Source organism: Paenibacillus sp. G34, from assembly GCF_056856875.1.
This window is the reverse complement of sequence record NZ_CM166469.1, coordinates 5,374,175-5,393,385: the sequence shown is the minus strand read 5'-3', so window position 1 is coordinate 5,393,385 and position 19,211 is coordinate 5,374,175. Positions and strand designations below refer to the sequence as shown.

Genomic DNA, 19,211 nt, shown 5'->3' with positions numbered 1-19,211 from the left:
GAAGCACATCAGAAGCACGTCAGAAGCACACCAAGAAGCACACCAGCAGCGCACCAAGAAGCACATCAGAAGCACACCAGCAGCGCACCAAGAAGCACATCAGAAGCACACCAGCAGCGCATCAGCAGCGCACCAAGGAGCACACCAGCAGCACACCAAGAAGCACATCAGAAGCGCATCAGAAGCGCATCAGCAGTACACCAAGAAGCACACCAAGAAGCACACCAGCAGCACGTCAGAAGCACATCAGCAGCACGTCAGAACTACACCAGCAGCACGTCAGAAGCACATCAGAAGCACACCAGCCGTACACCCAGAAGCACATCAGAAGCACACCAGCCGTACACCCAGAAGCACATCAGAAGCACACCAGCACCACATCAGCACTATACCAATTTCGTCTTTATTTTATGCTAAGCCCATCCTAGATCAGCAAACTTCACAGCGAGTCCATTACAAGCTAGTTCAATCTCACTAATCTCCGTGAGAGCCACTCGAATAGACCAATGAGAGTCAAAACTGCTCATCAAAATTCTAACGATCACAGATGAGCTTATTTGCACGATTTTGAGCTCTCTGAAATTCTAACGATCACCAGGGAGCTTATTTCAGCAAAAACATATGAAATAGGCCTGTTTTCGCACCAAATGACCGAAATAAGCATCCCTGAGATCGTTAGAAAATCAAACGGTATAATATACGTCAAATAGCGTCTCTGGTGATCGTTAGAAAATCGCTGCTCATAAGGTTCCGCATAAGACTACGGCTGCTTCATAATCAACAGCTAAAAACGCTTTAAGATGATGTTCAGTCATCAGCGAAAGATTGGGTTGTACCACCATAGAGTCACATTTGGTTATATGCAGTGCACATAGAGAGTATGAGTACCTATGAACATTGTGGAGAAACGTTCGCACTTAAGGAGACACGTCGTGACATATCTGAGCCACATTCACTCATAAACTAGCCACGATTAAGTAATCATTAACATAAACATAAATACTGCCATGCTATAACCACCTTCCCACGACTACGGGATCAAGCACATCCAGCTACTGCGCCGTGGGACAATGTTTGCCGATCACAGCCAACTATTGCGCCGTGGGACAACGTTTGCCGATTACATCCAACTACTGAGCCGTGGGGCAACGTTTGCCGATTACATCCAACTACTGAGCCGTGGGGCAACGTTTGCCGATTACATCCAGCTACTGCGCCGTGGGACAATGTTTGCCGATTACATCCAGCTACTGCGCCGTGGGGCAACGTTGCCGATTACATCCAACTACTGAGCCGTGGGACAACGTTTGCCGATTACATCCAGCTACTGCGCCGTGGGACAATGTTTGCCGATTACATCCAGCTACTGCGCCGTGGGGCAACGTTGCCGATTACATCCAACTACTGAGCCGTGGGACAACGTTCTCCAAGTACATCCAACTACTGCGCCTTGGGGCAACGTTTGCCGATCACATCCAACTACTGTGCCCAGAGATAACGTTCGCCAAGCACGTCCAACCACTGCACCACTGCACCATACTCACTATGTATATGACACGAGCTAACACTGTACTCAGGAACTAAGACTGTGCAGCTGAGACTCGTCCGAACCACATGCACTTACTCGTTTATGCTCGTAAAGCATAAGTTCGGTACCGCTGATTGCCGCTCGCGACATATATTATTTGTTGCTCCAACAGGCTGCGGAGAACCCTTCTCGTATGTACATCAGAGATACGCAGATGTGTTGCGAGCTCCAAAGGTGTAAACGGCCTGATTATACGTCTCGCATACCGCACGGCCTCAGCATCCAACCAGTTCAGGGATGCGGGAGCATCTGTAGCCATAAATTTACCCATGAAAGCGAGTACCAGTTGCTGACACTGTTTTGGTTCGTCTTTAATGGAGCGATAAGCAATCGGCAGAAAAGTCCAATCATCCAATGTTAGCAGACAGTGTCGCCAGCATAAATCTTTGAAACGTCTCACATCAAGATCACGAGCATGAGGCCCGTAGCCCTGAATCTCAATCCCGCCCTTCACTCCGTTACCTGGTATGTAGGCAAGATCTAGATAACGATAACCGTTGTGAAAATCTCGAACTTCCCACTCGGGATGCAAATGGTTGAAATTTTTCATGACGGGAAACCAGACGGAGCGCAAAAATTCCAATGTACCATGTTCAAGCCCATGTTCAATCCGTGATCGAACGCGGGGGTTGGTTTCTTTTGTGAGCAGTGTTCTCATCCATTCTTCATATGCTTCATCAAAGTTTTGGATTATTGTACTCATGGCATGATAACCTCCTAAGATAAGTTAGTGGGAAAATGTAAAAAGCCGCTTTACCCAATCTTTCCTGCCTCCATAATTGAAAGGTTGGAAAAATGGACAAAGCGGCGTGTGCTTCACGACCGATTAATTAATCACCGTTTACTAATTAATGTCTATTTACTAACATCTATAGCTGCTTTTTCTACAATAATTCCAAGTATAACCTAGACCCGGTTTTGATGCTACTCCGCTTACCTCCAGCGCCTACTAAGTTGTGTAGTTTAATTGCATGAAGATTTTACAACGCAAGTATGAGTGAGTTCTAAAGAGTGAGTTAAGAGTGAGTTCATTATGGTAAGGATGTCTTGGGCTTAACACAGAAGTACCACTTTTACTATGAGTAAGTTTATGTCGGATTGGATGAACAACCAAGTCGTTTAACCATTTCTGTTAAAAGGGAGCAATGCTTCCGCACACCTTCATCCTCACCCGTTCTGATGGGAATCCTCAATCCCTTGTTCCACACGTTGTTCACCCTTTTTACGGGCAAAAGTAATTTTCAGCAACGGTGGTGTGACCAGTGTGGTGACAATGACCATGATTACAACGCTGGTAAAATATTCGGAATCAAGTAAGCCAGATGCAAGTCCGGTCGAGGCAATGATAAGAGCAACTTCCCCTCTGGAGATCATGCCTGCCCCAATGGCTATCGAAGAAGAACGGTCAAAACCCGTCAACCGAGCACCTACCCCTCCGCCAAGAATCTTGGTGACAATGGCAACGATACTGATGACGATGATCAGGCCAATCTGTGAGCCTACGCCCTCGAAAGTTACATTCAGTCCGATGCTGACGAAAAAGACAGGTACAAAGATGCTGTATGCGATTGGTTCCACCTTTTGCTCCACTTCATGCTTGAAGCCAGTTTGAGAAATCGCAATCCCTGCTGCAAATGCACCGATAATCCCTGCAACACCCATCCATTCTGCAAAATATGAAAAACCAAAACAGATGATGAGTCCGGCTGTAATCACCGTTTCCGTAACCCGCAGCGGAGCCATCCATTTCATTATACGTGGTACAAGCAGCCAGCTTGCTGCAACGATGATGACGAAGAACAACAGCTTTTTGCCAATGAGCAAGCCAATAGAAACATCACCGCCACCTGTTCCAAGTACACTCATCATGACAGCGAGCAGTACAACGACGAGCACATCATCGACTACCGCTGCCCCAAGAATGGTGGTGCCTTCACGTGAACCGAGCTGATTCATATCCTTCAAGGTTTGCACGGAAATACTTACTGACGTTGCACAGAACAATAATCCAAAGAACAATGCATGAGTCTGTGACATCCCAAAAGCAATCGCTGAACCATATCCTCCGATAAAAGGTAAAATAACCCCGCCCACTGCAACAGCGAAAGCGGACTTCCAGTTTTTCTTCAATTGCTCCAGGTCAGTTTCCAGACCCGCGATGAACATGAGCAATAATACCCCGATCTCGGCCATATAATGCACAAAATCGCTTTTATCCACCCAGCCTAGTAGGGCAGGCCCAATGACAACACCCACAATAAGTTTACCCAGCACCGATGGCTGGCCTAACCGAACGGAGAGATCACCGGCCAGTTTGGTGAAGATCAAAATAAGGGCAAGAACTAAAATAAATTCCACAGATGGTTTCTCCTCTCTGATCGCGGCAACCTTAGAATATCCTTTCCAAGGGAAAACATCCCTGTTCCACCCAATTTGAACAAAACAAAAGGCACGGAACAACGATAACAAGTTACCGTTCCATGCCTGTAAAAGACAAAGAGGGGCCCTTGGTGACAGGCTCCTCCATAGTCGACGCGTATGTGATTAAGTGCATTAATTATACCACAGTTTAAGACTTGGGTAAAATCGTGCTCGCTCGAAGAGGCATGAAAACAGCCTAAAACGGGCATTTATACGTAAGGACAGCCTTTTTTTGTTCAGAGTGTTGTCACTTAACAGCCCTGAATTGCCGCGATATAATGATATAGAACACAGAAAGTTAGGATATGAGGAGGATTTTGCATTGGCTAACAAGGAAAGAGGGAACCTGAACGCTTCATCGAATCAGACAACCCCGACCAGTAATAAAAATTTCGCAGGTATTATTATTACCATCTCCATTCTTGCTAACGTTATCATCTTGTTATTGTTTTTCGCACCCTCGATCGGGTACAAAGGTCAGGTTACGTTCGACATTACCGTGTTGCCACGCTTTAATGCCGTGTTTAACAGCTTTACCTTTATCTTTTTGCTGGCTGCGCTGATCGCGATTATCAAACGTAACGTCAAGCTGCATAAACGCTTTATTTTGGCAGCATTTTCAACGACGTTGCTATTCCTGGTGACGTATCTGACGTTCCATTATCTATCTCCGGAAACGTCCAAGTTTGGCGGCGAAGGTATCGTTCGTTCGATCTACTTCTTTATTTTGATTACACACAGCATTCTGGCTGCCCTGATCGTGCCACTTGCGCTCTTTACGCTCGTATGGGGTTGGACAAACCAGTTGCAGAAGCACCGTAAAATCGCACGCTGGACCATGCCAATCTGGTTATATGTTAGTTCTACAGGTGTAGTCGTTTACTTGATGATGGCACCGTATTATTGATTTCTTTTTATTCCGTTAACGGTTCATATTATTAATAATGTATCCAAGGAAGGAGGGGCACGTGATGTACAGAATAGTGTTGATTCGCCATGGACAGAGCATGTGGAATGTGGAAAACCGGTTCACAGGTTGGACGGACGTGGATCTGACCGAGGACGGGTATGGAGAAGCGCGTAAGGCCGGGAAAATCCTGAAAGAGCAGGGGTTTGATTTTGACTGTGCCTACGCGTCGGTATTGAAACGTTCCATTCGTACACTGGATATAGCGTTGGATGAGATGGACCTGATGTGGATTCCGATTGAGAAGACGTGGAAGCTGAATGAGCGCCACTATGGTGCGCTGCAAGGGTTGAACAAGCAACAGACGGCTGTGAAGTATGGGGAAGCTCAAGTTCATGAATGGCGTCGTTCCATTAACATTTCCCCACCACCTCTGGGTGAGAATGACGACAGGTATGTGCAGGATCTGGACAAATACAAGCGCCTTGGTTGCACCATCCCTCTTACAGAGAATCTGATGGATACGTCCAAGCGGGTGTTGGAGTACTGGAATGCAGAGATTAAACCGATGGTTTCTTCGGGAAAAAGGGTGCTGATCTCCGCGCATGGCAATACGCTCCGTTCACTTGTCATGCATCTGGACCAATTGTCCGAAGCAGACGTGATGGCGCTCAACATCCCGACAGGCATTCCGCTGGTCTACGAGTTGAACGAAGATCTTCACCCGACCGGTCATTTTTATCTGACCGCCGATGGCTCGACCTACAAGCATGAAGAGATGAGCCAAGTAGCCCGACCATCCGACTGATGACAAGGGATTAGGGCAACAGCAACTCAATAAAGTGTATGAAACCACTACATGTTTCCTTATAAGCTTCTAACCTAATGGCTCACATATGGATTCAAAATAAAGTCCTGTATCGTTCATATAGGCTCACGTTACGGAGCATAATAACCGAGTCAAAAGATGATCACCGAACCATTCTTCATTTCGGTGATCATCTTTTTTGTACTGCCGAATCGAAACATCAGGGTGTGCCAGTTGGAGGAAAGTTTTAATTTTTTGCAGGCAAGCTTGTTTATCGTTTCGTTTGTGCTAGATCGGGTAAAACTCAAACAAGACACAATGTACATGAATCCAAAAGGAGGAGAGTTACATGTCGAAACGCAAATTGCTCATGACAGCGATTGGAGCTGGCGTGACGTATCTGATGAGGAATAAACAGGCCAGGGACAAGGTCATTAGCACCGTATCCAATATGGTGAAAAAGAATGGATCATCTTCAGCCCGTACGGCTAGACCGCGGGTAGATGTTAGCAATCAAGAGTGGAGAAACTAAGCAATTCAGGAGTCTTACATGAAGGCTAGCCAAAAGAGTGGGCGGAGTAAGGCAGTCCTCTTATCTGTTCGAAGCACGATTCTGAAAGGCTACCAAATTGGGATGGTTTATGTAATCTCGAATAATTGGAGTTACACAAAGGCAAATATAAAAGTAGCTTGCACGTACTTTTTTGCTACTTGCGGGCGCATAGGGTGAGCAACAGCAAAGAGACCTGGGACGATTGTTCCGGGTTTTTGTTATGTGTTGCCTGAGCATCACGGGGAATGGGGCACCTATGCGATTTTTTCCAGCAAGAATGATACAATGAGTACTTGCAGAACGTATAGAGAGGAGATGCACTTATGGAAAATGGTCGTTCGCACACAACCATGAAAAAGAATCGTTTGGGCACATCCGAATTAATGGTGGGTGAGATCGGACTGGGCTGTATGTCGCTCGGAACGGAACTGAAACCTGCGGTGGAACTGATTCACGAAGCGCTGGATCTTGGGGTTAATCTGCTGGATACAGCCGATCTGTATGATGCCGGACGCAACGAAGAGATTGTGGGACAAGCGATCAAAGGGCGCCGGGACCAAGTCATTCTGGCAACCAAAGTGGGGAACCGCCGCATTCCTGGGAAGGAAGGCTGGTCATGGGACCCGTCCAAAGCTTATATTAAACAGGCCGTGCATGAAAGCCTCAAACGCCTACAAACCGATTATATTGATCTGTATCAGCTTCATGGAGGCACGCTGGATGATCCAACCGCTGAGACCATTGAGGCATTTGAGGAGTTGAAGAAAGAAGGACTTATCCGATACTACGGTATTTCTTCCATTCGTCCTAACGTGATTCGGGAGTATGTAGAGAATTCGTCTATTGTCAGCGTGATGAACCAGTACAGTGTGCTTGATCGCCGGGCGGAAGAGGAAGTATTACCTTTACTTGAGCAAAAAGAAATTAGTGTCATCGCTCGCGGGCCGGTTGCCAGTGGTGTACTGGCAGAATCGGGAACGGCGAAGGCGGATAAAGGATATTTAGACTACAAGCCAGAGCAGTTACATCACATTCGCCAAGGCCTCGCTGGACTGGTCACAGATGATCGCAGCATGGCGCAGACGGCCATCCGTTATGCGCTTGCACATCCTGCCGTTGCTGCTGTTGTTCCAGGAGCCAGCTCCAGAAAACAATTACTGCATAACATTGCTGCTGCTTCATCGGCTCGGCTCACCACGGCCGAGATTCAGGCCATACGGGAGCAGAGTCCTGCCAACCATTACACGCAGCATCGCTGATGCGTGATGTACCTGTTTTCAAATGTAACTATATAAGGTACAATAAAGACAGGTAGGAGCAGTACAAGATAACAACTTGAACCAAGAATTGAACCATTTTTACACAAAGAACAACCAATAACTAGAACGACATTAAGGAGAGAACTCATATGGAAAGAATTCAAAGTGAACAGCAATACCGCGACCTGATTAACTCTGACGGCATGACGGTCATTAAATTTGATACAACTTGGTGCCCGGACTGCAAAAACCTGGATCGTTTCATCGGTGACGTTATGGATCAACATACGGATAAAACCTTCTATGCACTGGATGCAGAAGAATTTCAGCCGTTTGCGGAAGAGAACGGTGTGCGTGGCATTCCAAGCCTGCTGGTGTTCCAGAACGGCAAGAAGCTTGCACATCTTCACAGCAAATGGGCCAAAACGCCTGCACAAATCTCGGAGTACTTGGAGACCCTTGAATCCAAAGTATAAGCTGATGCTTAGCAAAACCCCTGCCTGTCTTATGACAAAGCAGGGGTTTTTGAATTGTGAATCGTTAGAGTTAGAGTTTAACAAGTTTACTTCTTTTTGAATTGAGGTTTACAAGTAGAATACTTGCAATAATCATGACCAGTCCAGCAATCAGATTGATGGTGATGGATTCTCCTAGAAATAACACACTACATAGCAGTGCAATCAATGGAATCAGAAAGGTGAAGGAGCCTACTTTGCTGGCTTCCCCGGAACTGACAAGTTTGAAGAAGGCCAGCCAGCCGAGAGCAATGACAAATACGGAGATGAAAAGCATATCCATCACAAAAGGCAGAACCCATTGTACCTCATTCCAGTTCTCTGTAGCGGTTCCCGTTAAAGTTAGAATTACACCGCCAATGAGAATCGGAATGGCTGTCATCCAGATCCCGTCCACCTTGGCTGAAGTTTTTTTCATATAGATCGTGCCTGCTGCCCAACTGATGGCACTGAACAATCCCAGCATGACACCTTCAGGGGACATTTTGCCAGTCATGCCACCGATGCTGATCGTTGCTACGCCTGCAAAGCCGAGCGCGAGTCCGATTATTTTCATAGTATACATCGTTTCACCAAGCCACAGCCATGCCCCAATCCCAAGCAGAACAGGCTGCAAGAACACGATGGAAGAAAACAATCCAGCAGGCACTTCGGTCAGACCCACCGTCTGAAAACCGTAAAAGAAAATGATGTTAAGTGCGGCAGAGATGGCGTAAATATACCATGTTTTCCGAAACTGGAGTGTTTTGTACCGCGGAAATGCATAAAATCCAAGAACCAGTCCGGCAATTAGCAGCCGCATGCCTGCGAACAGGAGGGGCGGTGTATAGTTTAATGCGTATTTGGTCAGTGGCCAGTTGATTCCCCACATGAGAACCAGAAAAGCCAAGATCCAGCCTGCTTTTGAACGTGATAAAGCCATAGATTATCTCTCCTTCAAGTTATATGGAAAGTCTTTTTGAACTGCAAGTCCAGTACAGTTTTTCTTCTGAATCAACCCATTCGAATGTTCTTTGGCCATTGTATTTGCCAGTCGTTGATCGTCCGTGTTCACTATGATACAATAACAAACATAATAATTAAAATGCATGTTATTTATGAGGAGCATACCAGAAATGTTATGAAAAATTCACAATTACAGTTATTTATTAAAATAGCCGAGACGAGAAGTTTCACACGGGCCGGCCAAGAGATGAATATGACGCAGCCTGCGGTGAGCCGTGCCATCTCGGCACTGGAGAATGAACTGGATGTTTCGCTCATCATTCGAGACCGACGTAACGGAATTATGCTGACCGATGTAGGGCAACGAATACTAGTCATTTTCCGCAGAATTTTACAGCAGTATGATAAGGTACAACAAGTTGTTGCTGCGGAGAAAGGGCTGGAGATTGGAACCATTCGCATCGGTTCTTTTCCGATGTCCTCGGCTCATCTATTGCCTCGAATTATTCGATCTATCCGTGATCGTTATCCGCAGATCGAATTCGAGCTGCACGAAGGCAATATTGTGGAGATTCAACAGTGGCTGAATTCGCGTGTAATTGATGTTGCTTTAATGATTGCAACGGAGCAGGAGGCGGAAGAACTAAACTATGAAACGATGCCGCTGTACAACGAAGAGATGCTTGCTGTATTTCGTGAGGACGAGACGTTTGCTGATCAGGACATACTGGATGTGAAACAGTTAAGCGGGCAGTCAATGATTATTTGTAACGGTGGTTATGAGATGCCTATTGTAGATCTCTTTGCCTGTGCGGAAGCAGAGCTTAGCATCGGTTTTATTGTTCATAATGTCAATACGTGTCTAAATATGATCGAACAAGGGTTGGGGACGGCCATATTACCTGCCATTTCGTTATCCTGGCTTCCACCTGGTGTCAGAGCTCTGCCAACGGAGCCGAAGGCCTATCGTCCCGTTCAGCTTGCTTTACCTTCCTTTACGGAGGCATCTCCAGCTTCTCGTTTGTTTGTGGAAACGTCATTACAATTGTTCGGACGGCAGCGGTAAAAATCTTGTTTAGAATTTGTTCAGTATCGTTCGGTATACTTGATAGAACAAACTGAATATTGGAGTGAACAAGAGCCACATGAGCAGAGAGATTATAGATGAGATGCACCAATTAAGCCACAATGACGATCGCCGGTATCACTTGTTGATGATGGGTGTTAAACAAATGTTACATGAACAGAAGCTGAACAGATATCGCTGGCTGGGGAGACTTAAGGAGCGGAGAAGACAACGGAACATTCAGGCAGACCGATGGGAATAACGATCGAACTTCCTGAACATGCCATAGAAATATGATGGTACATGTACATATTAAGTGACAGCAAAATGGCGGCCCGACTTCCGTGAGGAAGACAGGGCCGCCATTTTCCAATTAAAATCAACGGATCTGTTTGATGTTTGATATGAATTGAACTATGTTTACACAGAAACGGAGAGGACAGAAAAAACCTGAAAAGCGAAGCGACCGCCTAAAAGCTTTCTGAAAGAAAGCTACATCGGAAGCATACGCTTATCACCGGATTTTCCCCTTGGGAAAAGGGCATCAAAAAATCTGGGGATAACAGCGGTTGGAAGGTTATTCTGTCATCGGAGTGAGACATGTAAACCTATTCTTTCAATTTATAAGAATTACATCATCAAGATCACAAAGAATACAGCTGCCAGTACAAAGCGGTACACAGCGAAGACGGTCAGGCTCAATCTTTTCAAAATCGACAAGAATGTCTTAATCGCCAGCATGGCAACGATGAACGCTGCGATAAATCCGATCGCAAAGATCAGAAAATCATCGCTGTTCAGATGATCGATGCTTTTGTACATATCATATCCCGTGGCACCAATCATAATTGGAACGGACACGAGGAAGGTGAACTCTGCCGCAGCTACCCGGCTGATTCCGGCAAACAAGCCGCCCGAGATCGTAGAGCCGGAGCGGGAGAAGCCTGGCCACAACGCCAAAATCTGAAACATACCCACAGCAAATGCCTGTTTGTAGGTAATATCGTCTACATCATGTGTGGTAATGCGTGAGCTCTTATGGCTCCAGCGTTCAGCTACGATCATCAATATACCACCGATCACAAGGCTGTACAGTACGGTTTGCGGACCAAACAAGTGAGCCTTGATCCAGTCCCGGAACACGAGTCCGATGACAACGGCAGGAACCATCGCCAGAATGATATGTCCCAGATTAAGGCGACGGGAATACGGCCTGTTGCCTCCAGTGAAGCGAAACATATCAATGAATTTGTTCCAGTACAGTACAACAACAGCCAGTACAGCACCAAGCTGGACAACCACCTCAAACGTTTTGACTGACTCGTTGTCCTCTGATAGACCCAGCAAGTGAGCTGTCAGAATCATGTGTCCGGTAGAGGACACGGGCAAAAACTCAGTCAAACCCTCGATGATGCCCATAATAATGGATGATATAAAGTCCAAATTCTCTTCCTCCTTGAGATGCAGATGACAAGTTATAAGGCCTGTCCTGCTATAACGATGTCTGTTCTTTCGAACAAGACTATCCTCTATTATGCTCAGAATGCTCTCCCACTTCAACTCTATGCTTGAAACCCATTGTTTAAAACTATATTGACAAAAACCTAGTTATCCCATAGGATATAAATTAACTGACTGACTGATCAATCGGGAGGGCTTGGAGAATGGCTAAAAATAGCGGTTTGGAACCTGGAGAAGAGCGCCGGGACCAAATTATTCGCATAGCGATGGAACGATTCGCAACCCAAGGGTACCATCAGACGAAAATCTCTGACATTGTTCGCGAAGCTGGTGTTGCGCAAGGGACATTTTACTGGCATTTCAAAAGCAAGGAAGCCATTGCTTCCGAAATTTTGTTAACGGGCAGAGAACAACTACTTGAAGCAATCGGGCAAGGATATCGAAAAGATGCCGGTTCGGTTGAAGATATGGTAAAGGCCTCAGAGAAGCTGTTTACAAGCTTGTTCACCTTTGCTGCACAGAACCGATATTTCATGGAGCTGTTGCTTAAGGGGATTGTGACCGAGGAATCCGTCCAGGGGCTAGTGGAAGAGACTCGTAATGCGGTGGAGACAGCGTTCCGCCACAATATGGGACGAGCAATCGAGCTGGGGATGTTGCCAGCAGACATGAATGTCCCCCTGCGTGCGGCATTGCTTGTCAGCATGATTGAGGGCGTGATCTCGCGCTGGTTGTTCGGCTCAGAGGAGTTGCACAGCCGTTTCGCGGAGATGAGCGCTGCAGCGTTAGCAGCGGAAGCGGCAAGTTTTGAATTTTACGGCCTGCTCGGTACATAATGTCGGCAGGGCCTGGGGCTTTACTTTTCACGCAAAAGAGGCAAGAAGGATTCACATTTAAGATACTTCTTCACATGATTAAGCCAGTCATAGGGAATAATGGAATCACCAAGAGAACATAAGATGAATGAGAGGAAGTTAACGTCATGAATAACACATATGGAACTGAAATTCGCAAAGGGTGGTCTCTCACCGCAATTCTGCTCATGGTTGTACTCGTACTGAGTGCGTGCGGTAGCAAGCCGGCTGCGGAGAATGGAAATTCAAATAATGCAGCACAGTCCGGTGGCAACGAATTGGAACAGATCAAATCGGCAGGTGTCATCAAGGTTGGCATGATGGGTACGTATCGTCCATACAACTTCCTGAATGACAAGAAAGAAATGGACGGATTCGATGCGGATATCGCACGTGAAGTAGCGAAGCGTCTCGGAGTTAAGGTTGAGTTTGTATCTCAGGAGTTTTCGGGTCTGACACCAAGTCTGCAAGCGAAAAAGCTGGATGCGATTATCAGCCAAATGACGATTACCGATGATCGTAAAAAAGTGCTCGATTTCAGTGATCCGTATATCACCAACCAAGTCAAAATCATTGTCAAAGAAGACAACAACGATATTACGAAGCTGGAAGACTTCAAAGGCAAAAAGATCGGTGTAGGTCTGGGTACAAATGATGAAACGTATCTGCGTAACGAAGTGTTGCCCAAAGTCGGAGAATTTACAATTCAAACGTACGATGATGTTATCTCATCCTTGAAAGACCTGAATGCAGGACGGATCGATGCCACGATCAACAACTTGTATGCATTGAAACCGATCATAGACGCGAATGGCTTCAAAATTAAAGCTGTAGGCGAAGCAATCAAGAGTGACCAGGCGGGTATCGCGGTGCGTAAGGACAATCCTGAGCTTGTCGCGGCATTGAACGATGCACTGAAAGGCATGAAGGATGACGGCACGTACAATACCATTTTCAAAAAATGGTTTGGTGAAGAGCCTGCGCAATAATGAACCGGCAAGGCGAAGGGAAGTTTGATCCATGGAACTGGTATTTGAAAATATCCCCTTCTTTCTGAAGGGGGCTTATTATACGCTGTATGTTACGGTGATCTCTATGTTTTTTGCCTTCATTATCGGGGTGCTTGTAGCTATTGCCAGGCTTAAAGGACCGATGTGGCTAAGATTGATCGCCAGATTTTATGTATCCATTATGCGGGGCACCCCGCTGCTGGTGCAATTATTCGTTATCTATTACGGGCTTGTGGATTATGGCGTAACCCTCGGGTCACTAACGGCCGCTTGTCTTGGTCTCAGTCTGAATGCGGGGGCATTCCTGTCGGAAACGTTCCGCGGTGCGATTCAAGCTGTACCGAAAGGGCAAACGGAAGCGGCATACGCTACGGGTATGACTCCGGCTCAGGCAATGAGACGGATCATTTTCCCTCAGGCCGTGCGCATTGCCATTCCACCGATGGGGAATACCTTTATCGGAATGCTCAAGGAAACATCATTGGTGGCGGCGATTGGCGTTACGGAGTTGTTGCGTTCTGCACAGCTTCTGGTGTCGCAGTATGCGGTCAATATGCCATTTTATCTGGCAATCGGCGTGATGTATTGGATCATGAGCATCGGCTTCTCGGCCATTCTGGAACAAGTGGAGCGCCGGCTGGCCCGGGCTTACTAAAGGGGGAGAGAACCGGGTGATTACTACAACTGGGTTAACCAAACGTTTTCAAAATCATGAAGTGCTCACCAATATCGATATGCATGTAGATGCCAAGGATATTGTTGTCTTGCTGGGGCCAAGCGGCTCAGGCAAAAGTACATTGCTACGCTGTCTTAATGGACTCGAACAGTTGTCCGGCGGACAGATCGAAGTGAACGGCATTGTGGTAAACAGCGCAGATTCGCTGCGTGTTCAGCGTGCCCGGGTGCTGGAGATTCGTCGCCAGACGGGCATGGTGTTCCAACAGTTTAACCTGTATCCGCACAAGACGGTGCTTGGCAATGTAATAGAAGGTCTTGTTACAGTGAAAAAAATAAAACGGGACGAAGCCGCCGAACGCGGACGGCTTTTGCTGGATCGTGTAGGGCTGTCGGATAAGCAGGATGCTTATCCTTCCCGTTTATCCGGTGGACAACAGCAACGCGTAGCCATTGCACGGGCGCTGGCAATGGAACCGGAAGTGATGCTGTTTGACGAACCGACCTCGGCACTTGACCCCGAACTGGTTGGAGAGGTGCTGTCGGTCATGAAAGAACTGGCGCAGGAAGGCATGACAATGCTGGTCGTGACACATGAGCTGAAATTTGCCCGGAACGTGGCGAACAAAATTGTCTTTATGGCGGACGGCTCCATTGTGGAGACAGCTAGCCCTGAAGCCTTTTTCGAACATCCTGAGCAAGAACGTACACGCCAGTTCCTGCGGCAGATCACGGAATTTTAAGTTGCTCGGTGAATGGAAGGTTATTCTGTCATCGCAGTGTATGTGTAAACTACTATAGAAAGAAGGAAAACATCATGAATGTAACAACAGTATGGAAAGGAAAACGCGCGTTTACCTCTGAAGGACCTTCAGGGTATGCTGTAGGCATGGATGCCACAGCGGCATATGGTGGTGACAGCCAAGGCGCTACGCCGATGGAATTGTTACTGGCTGGCCTTGGCGGCTGCATGGGAATCGATATTACAATGATTCTGGATGCTTTTCTGGACAAGATCGATTCGATTGAGATTGAAGCGCAAGGTACACGGAGCGAGGATATGCCGAAAGGTTTTACGTCCATTGACCTGATCTTCAAAGTAGACGGGGACATCCCGGATTACCGGATCTGGAAAGCCATCCAGATGGCTGAAGAGAAATACTGCGCGGTTTCTGCATCACTCAGCGCAGATATCCATCCGAAGCTGATTCTTAACGGCGTAAGCACTCCGCGTCCATAACATAAAACGCGAGCTTTACATCGAAAAGACATTTTAAAGCTAGGTGAAGGCACTCCCAATTCAGGGGAGTGCCTTTTTGGCATCTGTATATTATCGGATTACGAACTCAGGCGCCTGTAATAACTCCGTCTTATATCTCCACTTTAATGTCAAATCGTATACTGCGTTTATATGGTATGATGGATGCGCAGGTTACAACGATCTGATTCTCATGATTCAAATGATCGCAATTTGTAAGCGCTTATACAAGATGACGGAAGGTGCGGATATGTTAAAACGGCTGATTCGTATTACAAACGATCTCAAATTAAAGTATAAATTGCTCATTTCCTACGTGCTTGTTGTCATGGTTCCCGTCCTGATTATCGGTCTCGCGGTGACCAGTTATTTTCGTCAGCAAGCGCTGGATAATGCCATTGGGCAAACGATCATCAATGTGGATAAAATTAAAAGCCAGACAGCAACGATGTTGCGCGTGCCTACGGACATATCCAACTTGCTCATGTTTAACAGCGATCTTAAGGAGATTGTGAATCGCCAGTATAAAAGTGTGGTGGAGCTGACCTCGGCTTACCTCGCGTATAAAGACTTTCAGGAATATCGAAGGCTTTATCGGGAAATCGCAGGCATACGTTTTTACTCGACGAACCCGACATTGATCAACAATCTGGAATTTATTCCGGTCAATGAACGAACCAAGCAGAGTTACTGGTATAAAGAAGCGCTGAAAACAACGAGCATCGGCTGGTTTTACATCCCTGGCAACGAAGACAATCCGGTTCACCGGCTTAGTCTGGTGCGTAAAGTTCCTTTTGCCGAATATAAGACCGAAGGTGTGCTTATGATCGTAATCAATCAGGAAGAACTTAACGGTTTGTTGCGCCAAGAGCAGTTCGAGACATTGATTACCGATGAGCAGGGTTACGTTGTTGCAGCGAAAAATACCGACCTGGTCGGGAAAACGCTGGGTCAGCTTGATTTTGGCGTAGACCTGCAGAGTCAACCTAAGGGAACCATTGAAGCTGATTTTCAGGGAGAGCCCTCGAATATTGTCATTGATGAACTGGGGCCGGGATCAAGCTTTAACAAGCTGAAGGTTATCTCGGTGTTTGCGACCAAAAATATTGTCAAAGATGCCAACCAGATTAGCCAGATCGGCATGATTTTTATTACCCTGGTGCTGGTGATTGCGCTGCTGTTGGTATACATTATTTCATTTCTTACCTCGAACCGGTTGCTGCGCCTCAGTAAACATCTGAATAAGCTGGCTCTTGGAGATTTGAACGTCACTTCGCGTATTGACGGGAACGATGAGATTGGGCAATTATCACGTCAGTTTAACAATATGGTTAAAAGTATCAACGAACTGATGACCCAGGTGGTCGAGACAACGGAGCAGAACAACCAATTGGAAATCGCGCAAAAAGAGATTAAACTGAAAATGATGGCCAGCCAGATTAATCCTCATTTTTTGTTTAACGCGCTTGAATCCATTCGCATGAAGGCACATATCAAGGGAGAGGCCGAGATTGCGAATATTGTCAGGCTGCTAGGCAAGCTGATGCGGAAAAGCCTGGAGATTGGCAGCGGCAAAACGACCTTCCGGGCAGAACTGGAAATGGTGCGTTCCTATCTCGAAATTCAGAAATTCCGTTATGGAGACAGGTTAGCCTTCGAGATTCATCTGGACCCCGAGGTAGAGAGGATGTATATCCCGCCGTTGATCATACAGCCGATTGTGGAGAACGCGATTGTGCATGGACTAGAGAACAAAGAAGGAACTGTGCGGGTGCACATTTTGATTTGTATGGTGGATCGCATGGTCAAGGTAGAAGTGAAAGATGATGGGGCGGGCATCACGCCGGAACGACTGGCAGAAGTGATGCAGTTTGTCAGTGGCCCTGAGGAAGAGGAGAAGAGCCGGATAGGTATGCGGAATGTGCATCAGCGTTTGACTTTGACGTACGGGGAAAATGCCGGGTTACAGATTAACAGTGTGTACGGGGAAGGAACAGAGGTTTCTTTCACCTTACCAGCAGGAGGGAACCAGCATGTATAAAGTATTGTTGGTAGACGATGAACCAAGCATTCGCGAGGGATTGACCACGATTATCGATTGGGAAAAATACAGCTTCCAGGTCATGGCTACAGCCGGAAGCGGGCGCGAGGCTATCGCCTGTTTCAACGAAATCAAGCCGGACCTGACCATTATTGATATACGGATGCCAGGCATGACTGGCCTGGAAGTCATCGAAGAGATCCGCCAGCGTGAACCGGAGGCGCATTTTCTGATTTTGAGCGGTTATGCTGACTTTGATTATGCCAAAAAAGCGATCAGCTTCGGCGTGGACGGTTATCTGCTTAAGCCAGTTGATGAAGAAGAGATTATCGCTGAACTCGAACGCATAGCGGGACAGCTTCATCAGGAGGGGGAGATGCAGGCCCGCCAAGCCGGAGAAGATACTGCGTATAGGGAACATCAGATTGACTCGCTGCTGCTTGATTCTCTGCAAGGTATCGGGAGCATGGAGGAGGACAGCCTTGGACTTCATTGGCCGCAGTATCAAGTGATTTTACTGGAGATCCATGCGGCACTTGACTTGCAGCGGGGAAATGAAATGAAACGCAAACTGATTGAAGCATTTGATCAGAAGAATAGAGGCATCGTATTTTCATACCATTCCGGCTTGGGGTTATTAATTCAAGAAGCAGTTACACAGGACTCAGCGGCACAAAGCCTCTATGATGAACTGCAAGCATTACTTGCAGAATGGAACGTGCACATGTACGCTGCTGCCGGAGAGCCGGTACAGTCTACCACGGATATTGCCAGATCGTATACACAGGCAAGTAGCCTCCTTGCAGAACGTTTTCTGTTTACGGAGGAACGGATCAAACGCTGGGATGAAGGGCGGCTTACTCCTTCTAGCACAGAGGAAAACGGTGTTGTAACTGAAAAGGACGGATTACAGGAGCCGGACGAAGTTGAACTGGCGGACAAGCTATACTATGCCTTGGATATTCGCAGTAGTGAGTCTGTCATGCGTGTACTTGGAGAGATGCAGGAGTGTCTTGTTCCGTATCATTGGACGGAGCAAGCAATCAAAACGGCATTCTCTCAAGTGTTCTCACTCGCGTTCAACAAACTTGCTGCAGCGAATCAGCACATTCAGTCCATTATGCAGGATCATTCCGTGCTGATTAGTGAAGTATACCATCAGTTTACGATGGCTGATCTGAAAGCGATGGCGGCAGAGCATTTGAATCGTCTGATTCATCGCATGGGCGGTGGCAGTACGGATACGGTGATGAAACAGATGATTGATTTTATTCAGCGTAATCCGGGTGAGAATCTGAAGCTGGAGGTTCTGGCCGAAGTGTTTAATTATAACAGCAGTTATTTGGGGAAATTGTTCAAGAATCACACCGGCGAGTCTTTTAACGCCTTTCTGGATAAAGTTCGGATTGAGAAAGCAAAAGTATTGCTTGATGAAGGGTTAAAGGTTCATCAGGTGGCTTCAAGAGTGGGATATGCCAATGTGGACTATTTTCACGGTAAATTCAAGAAATACGTCGGCGAATCCCCTTCGGCATATAAACAATCCAGATCGCAATCTCTTGCGAGGGAAACGAATCATTATGACAATGAGGATGAATAACCACGGTGATCCGGGGGGCTGCTGTTCAGCTTTAATGAAACGTCCGGAAGCCGCTTTTCTTTTTCAGGAGATGTTGTCTTATGTGCGCGGAGAGCAGTTTCATCCGGAAAGTTCTGTTACAGCTGCTGAGCTGTTAGACGTCTTCAAACTTCAGCCTATTCAATTTACGTTGTGATCCATAGGAGTCACCCGAGGGACCTGAAAAGGTCTCTTTTTTAATGTGTAAAGCATGAGGGAAACGATTTCTAAA

The 19,211-nt window shown here is 46.7% G+C and carries 21 protein-coding genes; 17 read left to right on the top strand and 4 right to left on the bottom strand.

What is annotated here, in order from left to right; all coding sequences use genetic code 11:
- Positions 1 to 1,070 precede the first annotated feature (1,070 nt).
- Both AC1VYS_RS24575 and AC1VYS_RS24570 read left to right on the top strand, forming a co-directional pair.
- Positions 1,071 to 1,292: a hypothetical protein gene (locus tag AC1VYS_RS24575; protein ID WP_482911848.1), complete on the top strand. Its 222-nt coding sequence runs from the start codon at positions 1,071 to 1,073 to the stop codon at positions 1,290 to 1,292.
- A gap of 3 nt (positions 1,293 to 1,295) precedes the next feature.
- On the top strand, positions 1,296 to 1,565 hold the full coding sequence (locus tag AC1VYS_RS24570; protein WP_482911847.1) for a hypothetical protein: 270 nt from the start codon (positions 1,296 to 1,298) through the stop codon (positions 1,563 to 1,565).
- Positions 1,566 to 1,628: 63 nt separating this feature from the next.
- On the opposite strand, the gene AC1VYS_RS24565 is transcribed toward AC1VYS_RS24570, so the two are convergent.
- Positions 1,629 to 2,291 (bottom strand): transcriptional regulator, encoded by a 663-nt coding sequence (locus AC1VYS_RS24565; RefSeq protein WP_482911846.1) that lies wholly within the window; start codon positions 2,289 to 2,291, stop codon positions 1,629 to 1,631.
- 464 nt (positions 2,292 to 2,755) lie between these two features.
- A complete protein-coding gene (locus tag AC1VYS_RS24560; RefSeq protein ID WP_482911845.1) occupies positions 2,756 to 3,946 on the bottom strand; it encodes a cation:proton antiporter in 1,191 nt (396 codons plus the stop codon).
- 385 nt (positions 3,947 to 4,331) lie between these two features.
- Between AC1VYS_RS24560 and AC1VYS_RS24555 the strand changes: the two genes are divergently transcribed.
- The 5 genes from AC1VYS_RS24555 to AC1VYS_RS24535 all read left to right on the top strand — a co-directional run bounded on the left by AC1VYS_RS24555 (position 4,332) and on the right by AC1VYS_RS24535 (position 8,012).
- A complete protein-coding gene (locus AC1VYS_RS24555) occupies positions 4,332 to 4,916 on the top strand; it encodes a DUF420 domain-containing protein (protein ID WP_482911844.1) in 585 nt (194 codons plus the stop codon).
- A 64-nt stretch (positions 4,917 to 4,980) separates the two neighbouring features.
- Complete coding sequence (gene gpmA / locus AC1VYS_RS24550; RefSeq protein WP_482911843.1) at positions 4,981 to 5,724, top strand: 2,3-diphosphoglycerate-dependent phosphoglycerate mutase; 744 nt, start codon at positions 4,981 to 4,983, stop codon at positions 5,722 to 5,724.
- Positions 5,725 to 6,073: 349 nt separating this feature from the next.
- Complete coding sequence (locus tag AC1VYS_RS24545; protein ID WP_482911842.1) at positions 6,074 to 6,256, top strand: hypothetical protein; 183 nt, start codon at positions 6,074 to 6,076, stop codon at positions 6,254 to 6,256.
- Positions 6,257 to 6,627: 371 nt separating this feature from the next.
- Complete coding sequence (locus AC1VYS_RS24540) at positions 6,628 to 7,536, top strand: aldo/keto reductase (RefSeq protein ID WP_482915112.1); 909 nt, start codon at positions 6,628 to 6,630, stop codon at positions 7,534 to 7,536.
- A 149-nt stretch (positions 7,537 to 7,685) separates the two neighbouring features.
- Positions 7,686 to 8,012 (top strand): thioredoxin family protein, encoded by a 327-nt coding sequence (locus AC1VYS_RS24535; RefSeq protein WP_482911841.1) that lies wholly within the window; start codon positions 7,686 to 7,688, stop codon positions 8,010 to 8,012.
- 70 nt (positions 8,013 to 8,082) lie between these two features.
- On the opposite strand, the gene AC1VYS_RS24530 is transcribed toward AC1VYS_RS24535, so the two are convergent.
- Entirely contained in the window at positions 8,083 to 8,973 is an 891-nt protein-coding gene (locus AC1VYS_RS24530) for a DMT family transporter (protein ID WP_090924940.1), read from the bottom strand.
- Between the two features lie 198 nt (positions 8,974 to 9,171).
- Between AC1VYS_RS24530 and AC1VYS_RS24525 the strand changes: the two genes are divergently transcribed.
- Both AC1VYS_RS24525 and AC1VYS_RS24520 read left to right on the top strand, forming a co-directional pair.
- Entirely contained in the window at positions 9,172 to 10,062 is an 891-nt protein-coding gene (locus AC1VYS_RS24525) for a LysR family transcriptional regulator (RefSeq protein ID WP_482911840.1), read from the top strand.
- 79 nt (positions 10,063 to 10,141) lie between these two features.
- Positions 10,142 to 10,324 carry a hypothetical protein gene (locus tag AC1VYS_RS24520; protein ID WP_482911839.1) on the top strand — a complete coding sequence of 61 codons (183 nt, stop codon included), beginning with the start codon at positions 10,142 to 10,144 and terminating at the stop codon, positions 10,322 to 10,324.
- A gap of 368 nt (positions 10,325 to 10,692) precedes the next feature.
- On the opposite strand, the gene AC1VYS_RS24515 is transcribed toward AC1VYS_RS24520, so the two are convergent.
- On the bottom strand, positions 10,693 to 11,481 hold the full coding sequence (locus AC1VYS_RS24515) for an undecaprenyl-diphosphate phosphatase (RefSeq protein WP_482915111.1): 789 nt from the start codon (positions 11,479 to 11,481) through the stop codon (positions 10,693 to 10,695).
- A 245-nt stretch (positions 11,482 to 11,726) separates the two neighbouring features.
- Between AC1VYS_RS24515 and AC1VYS_RS24510 the strand changes: the two genes are divergently transcribed.
- The 8 genes from AC1VYS_RS24510 (at position 11,727) to AC1VYS_RS24475 (ending at position 19,136) form a co-directional block, all read left to right on the top strand.
- Positions 11,727 to 12,359 carry a TetR/AcrR family transcriptional regulator gene (locus tag AC1VYS_RS24510; RefSeq protein WP_482911838.1) on the top strand — a complete coding sequence of 211 codons (633 nt, stop codon included), beginning with the start codon at positions 11,727 to 11,729 and terminating at the stop codon, positions 12,357 to 12,359.
- Positions 12,360 to 12,505: 146 nt separating this feature from the next.
- Entirely contained in the window at positions 12,506 to 13,366 is an 861-nt protein-coding gene (locus tag AC1VYS_RS24505; RefSeq protein ID WP_482911837.1) for a substrate-binding periplasmic protein, read from the top strand.
- A 31-nt stretch (positions 13,367 to 13,397) separates the two neighbouring features.
- Positions 13,398 to 14,042 (top strand): amino acid ABC transporter permease, encoded by a 645-nt coding sequence (locus tag AC1VYS_RS24500; protein WP_482911836.1) that lies wholly within the window; start codon positions 13,398 to 13,400, stop codon positions 14,040 to 14,042.
- Between the two features lie 16 nt (positions 14,043 to 14,058).
- The gene (locus AC1VYS_RS24495) at positions 14,059 to 14,805 is read left to right on the top strand and encodes an amino acid ABC transporter ATP-binding protein (RefSeq protein ID WP_482911835.1); all 747 of its coding nucleotides are present in this window, start codon (positions 14,059 to 14,061) and stop codon (positions 14,803 to 14,805) included.
- A gap of 74 nt (positions 14,806 to 14,879) precedes the next feature.
- Positions 14,880 to 15,302, top strand: a complete 423-nt coding sequence (locus AC1VYS_RS24490) for an OsmC family protein (RefSeq protein ID WP_090924948.1) — start codon at positions 14,880 to 14,882, stop codon at positions 15,300 to 15,302.
- A gap of 268 nt (positions 15,303 to 15,570) precedes the next feature.
- The gene (locus AC1VYS_RS24485) at positions 15,571 to 17,361 is read left to right on the top strand and encodes a cache domain-containing sensor histidine kinase (RefSeq protein ID WP_482911834.1); all 1,791 of its coding nucleotides are present in this window, start codon (positions 15,571 to 15,573) and stop codon (positions 17,359 to 17,361) included.
- Entirely contained in the window at positions 17,354 to 18,961 is a 1,608-nt protein-coding gene (locus AC1VYS_RS24480; RefSeq protein WP_482911833.1) for a response regulator, read from the top strand. Before AC1VYS_RS24485 ends, AC1VYS_RS24480 begins: the two co-directional genes overlap by 8 nt.
- A complete protein-coding gene (locus AC1VYS_RS24475) occupies positions 18,954 to 19,136 on the top strand; it encodes a hypothetical protein (protein WP_482911832.1) in 183 nt (60 codons plus the stop codon). Before AC1VYS_RS24480 ends, AC1VYS_RS24475 begins: the two co-directional genes overlap by 8 nt.
- Positions 19,137 to 19,211: the final 75 nt, after the last annotated feature.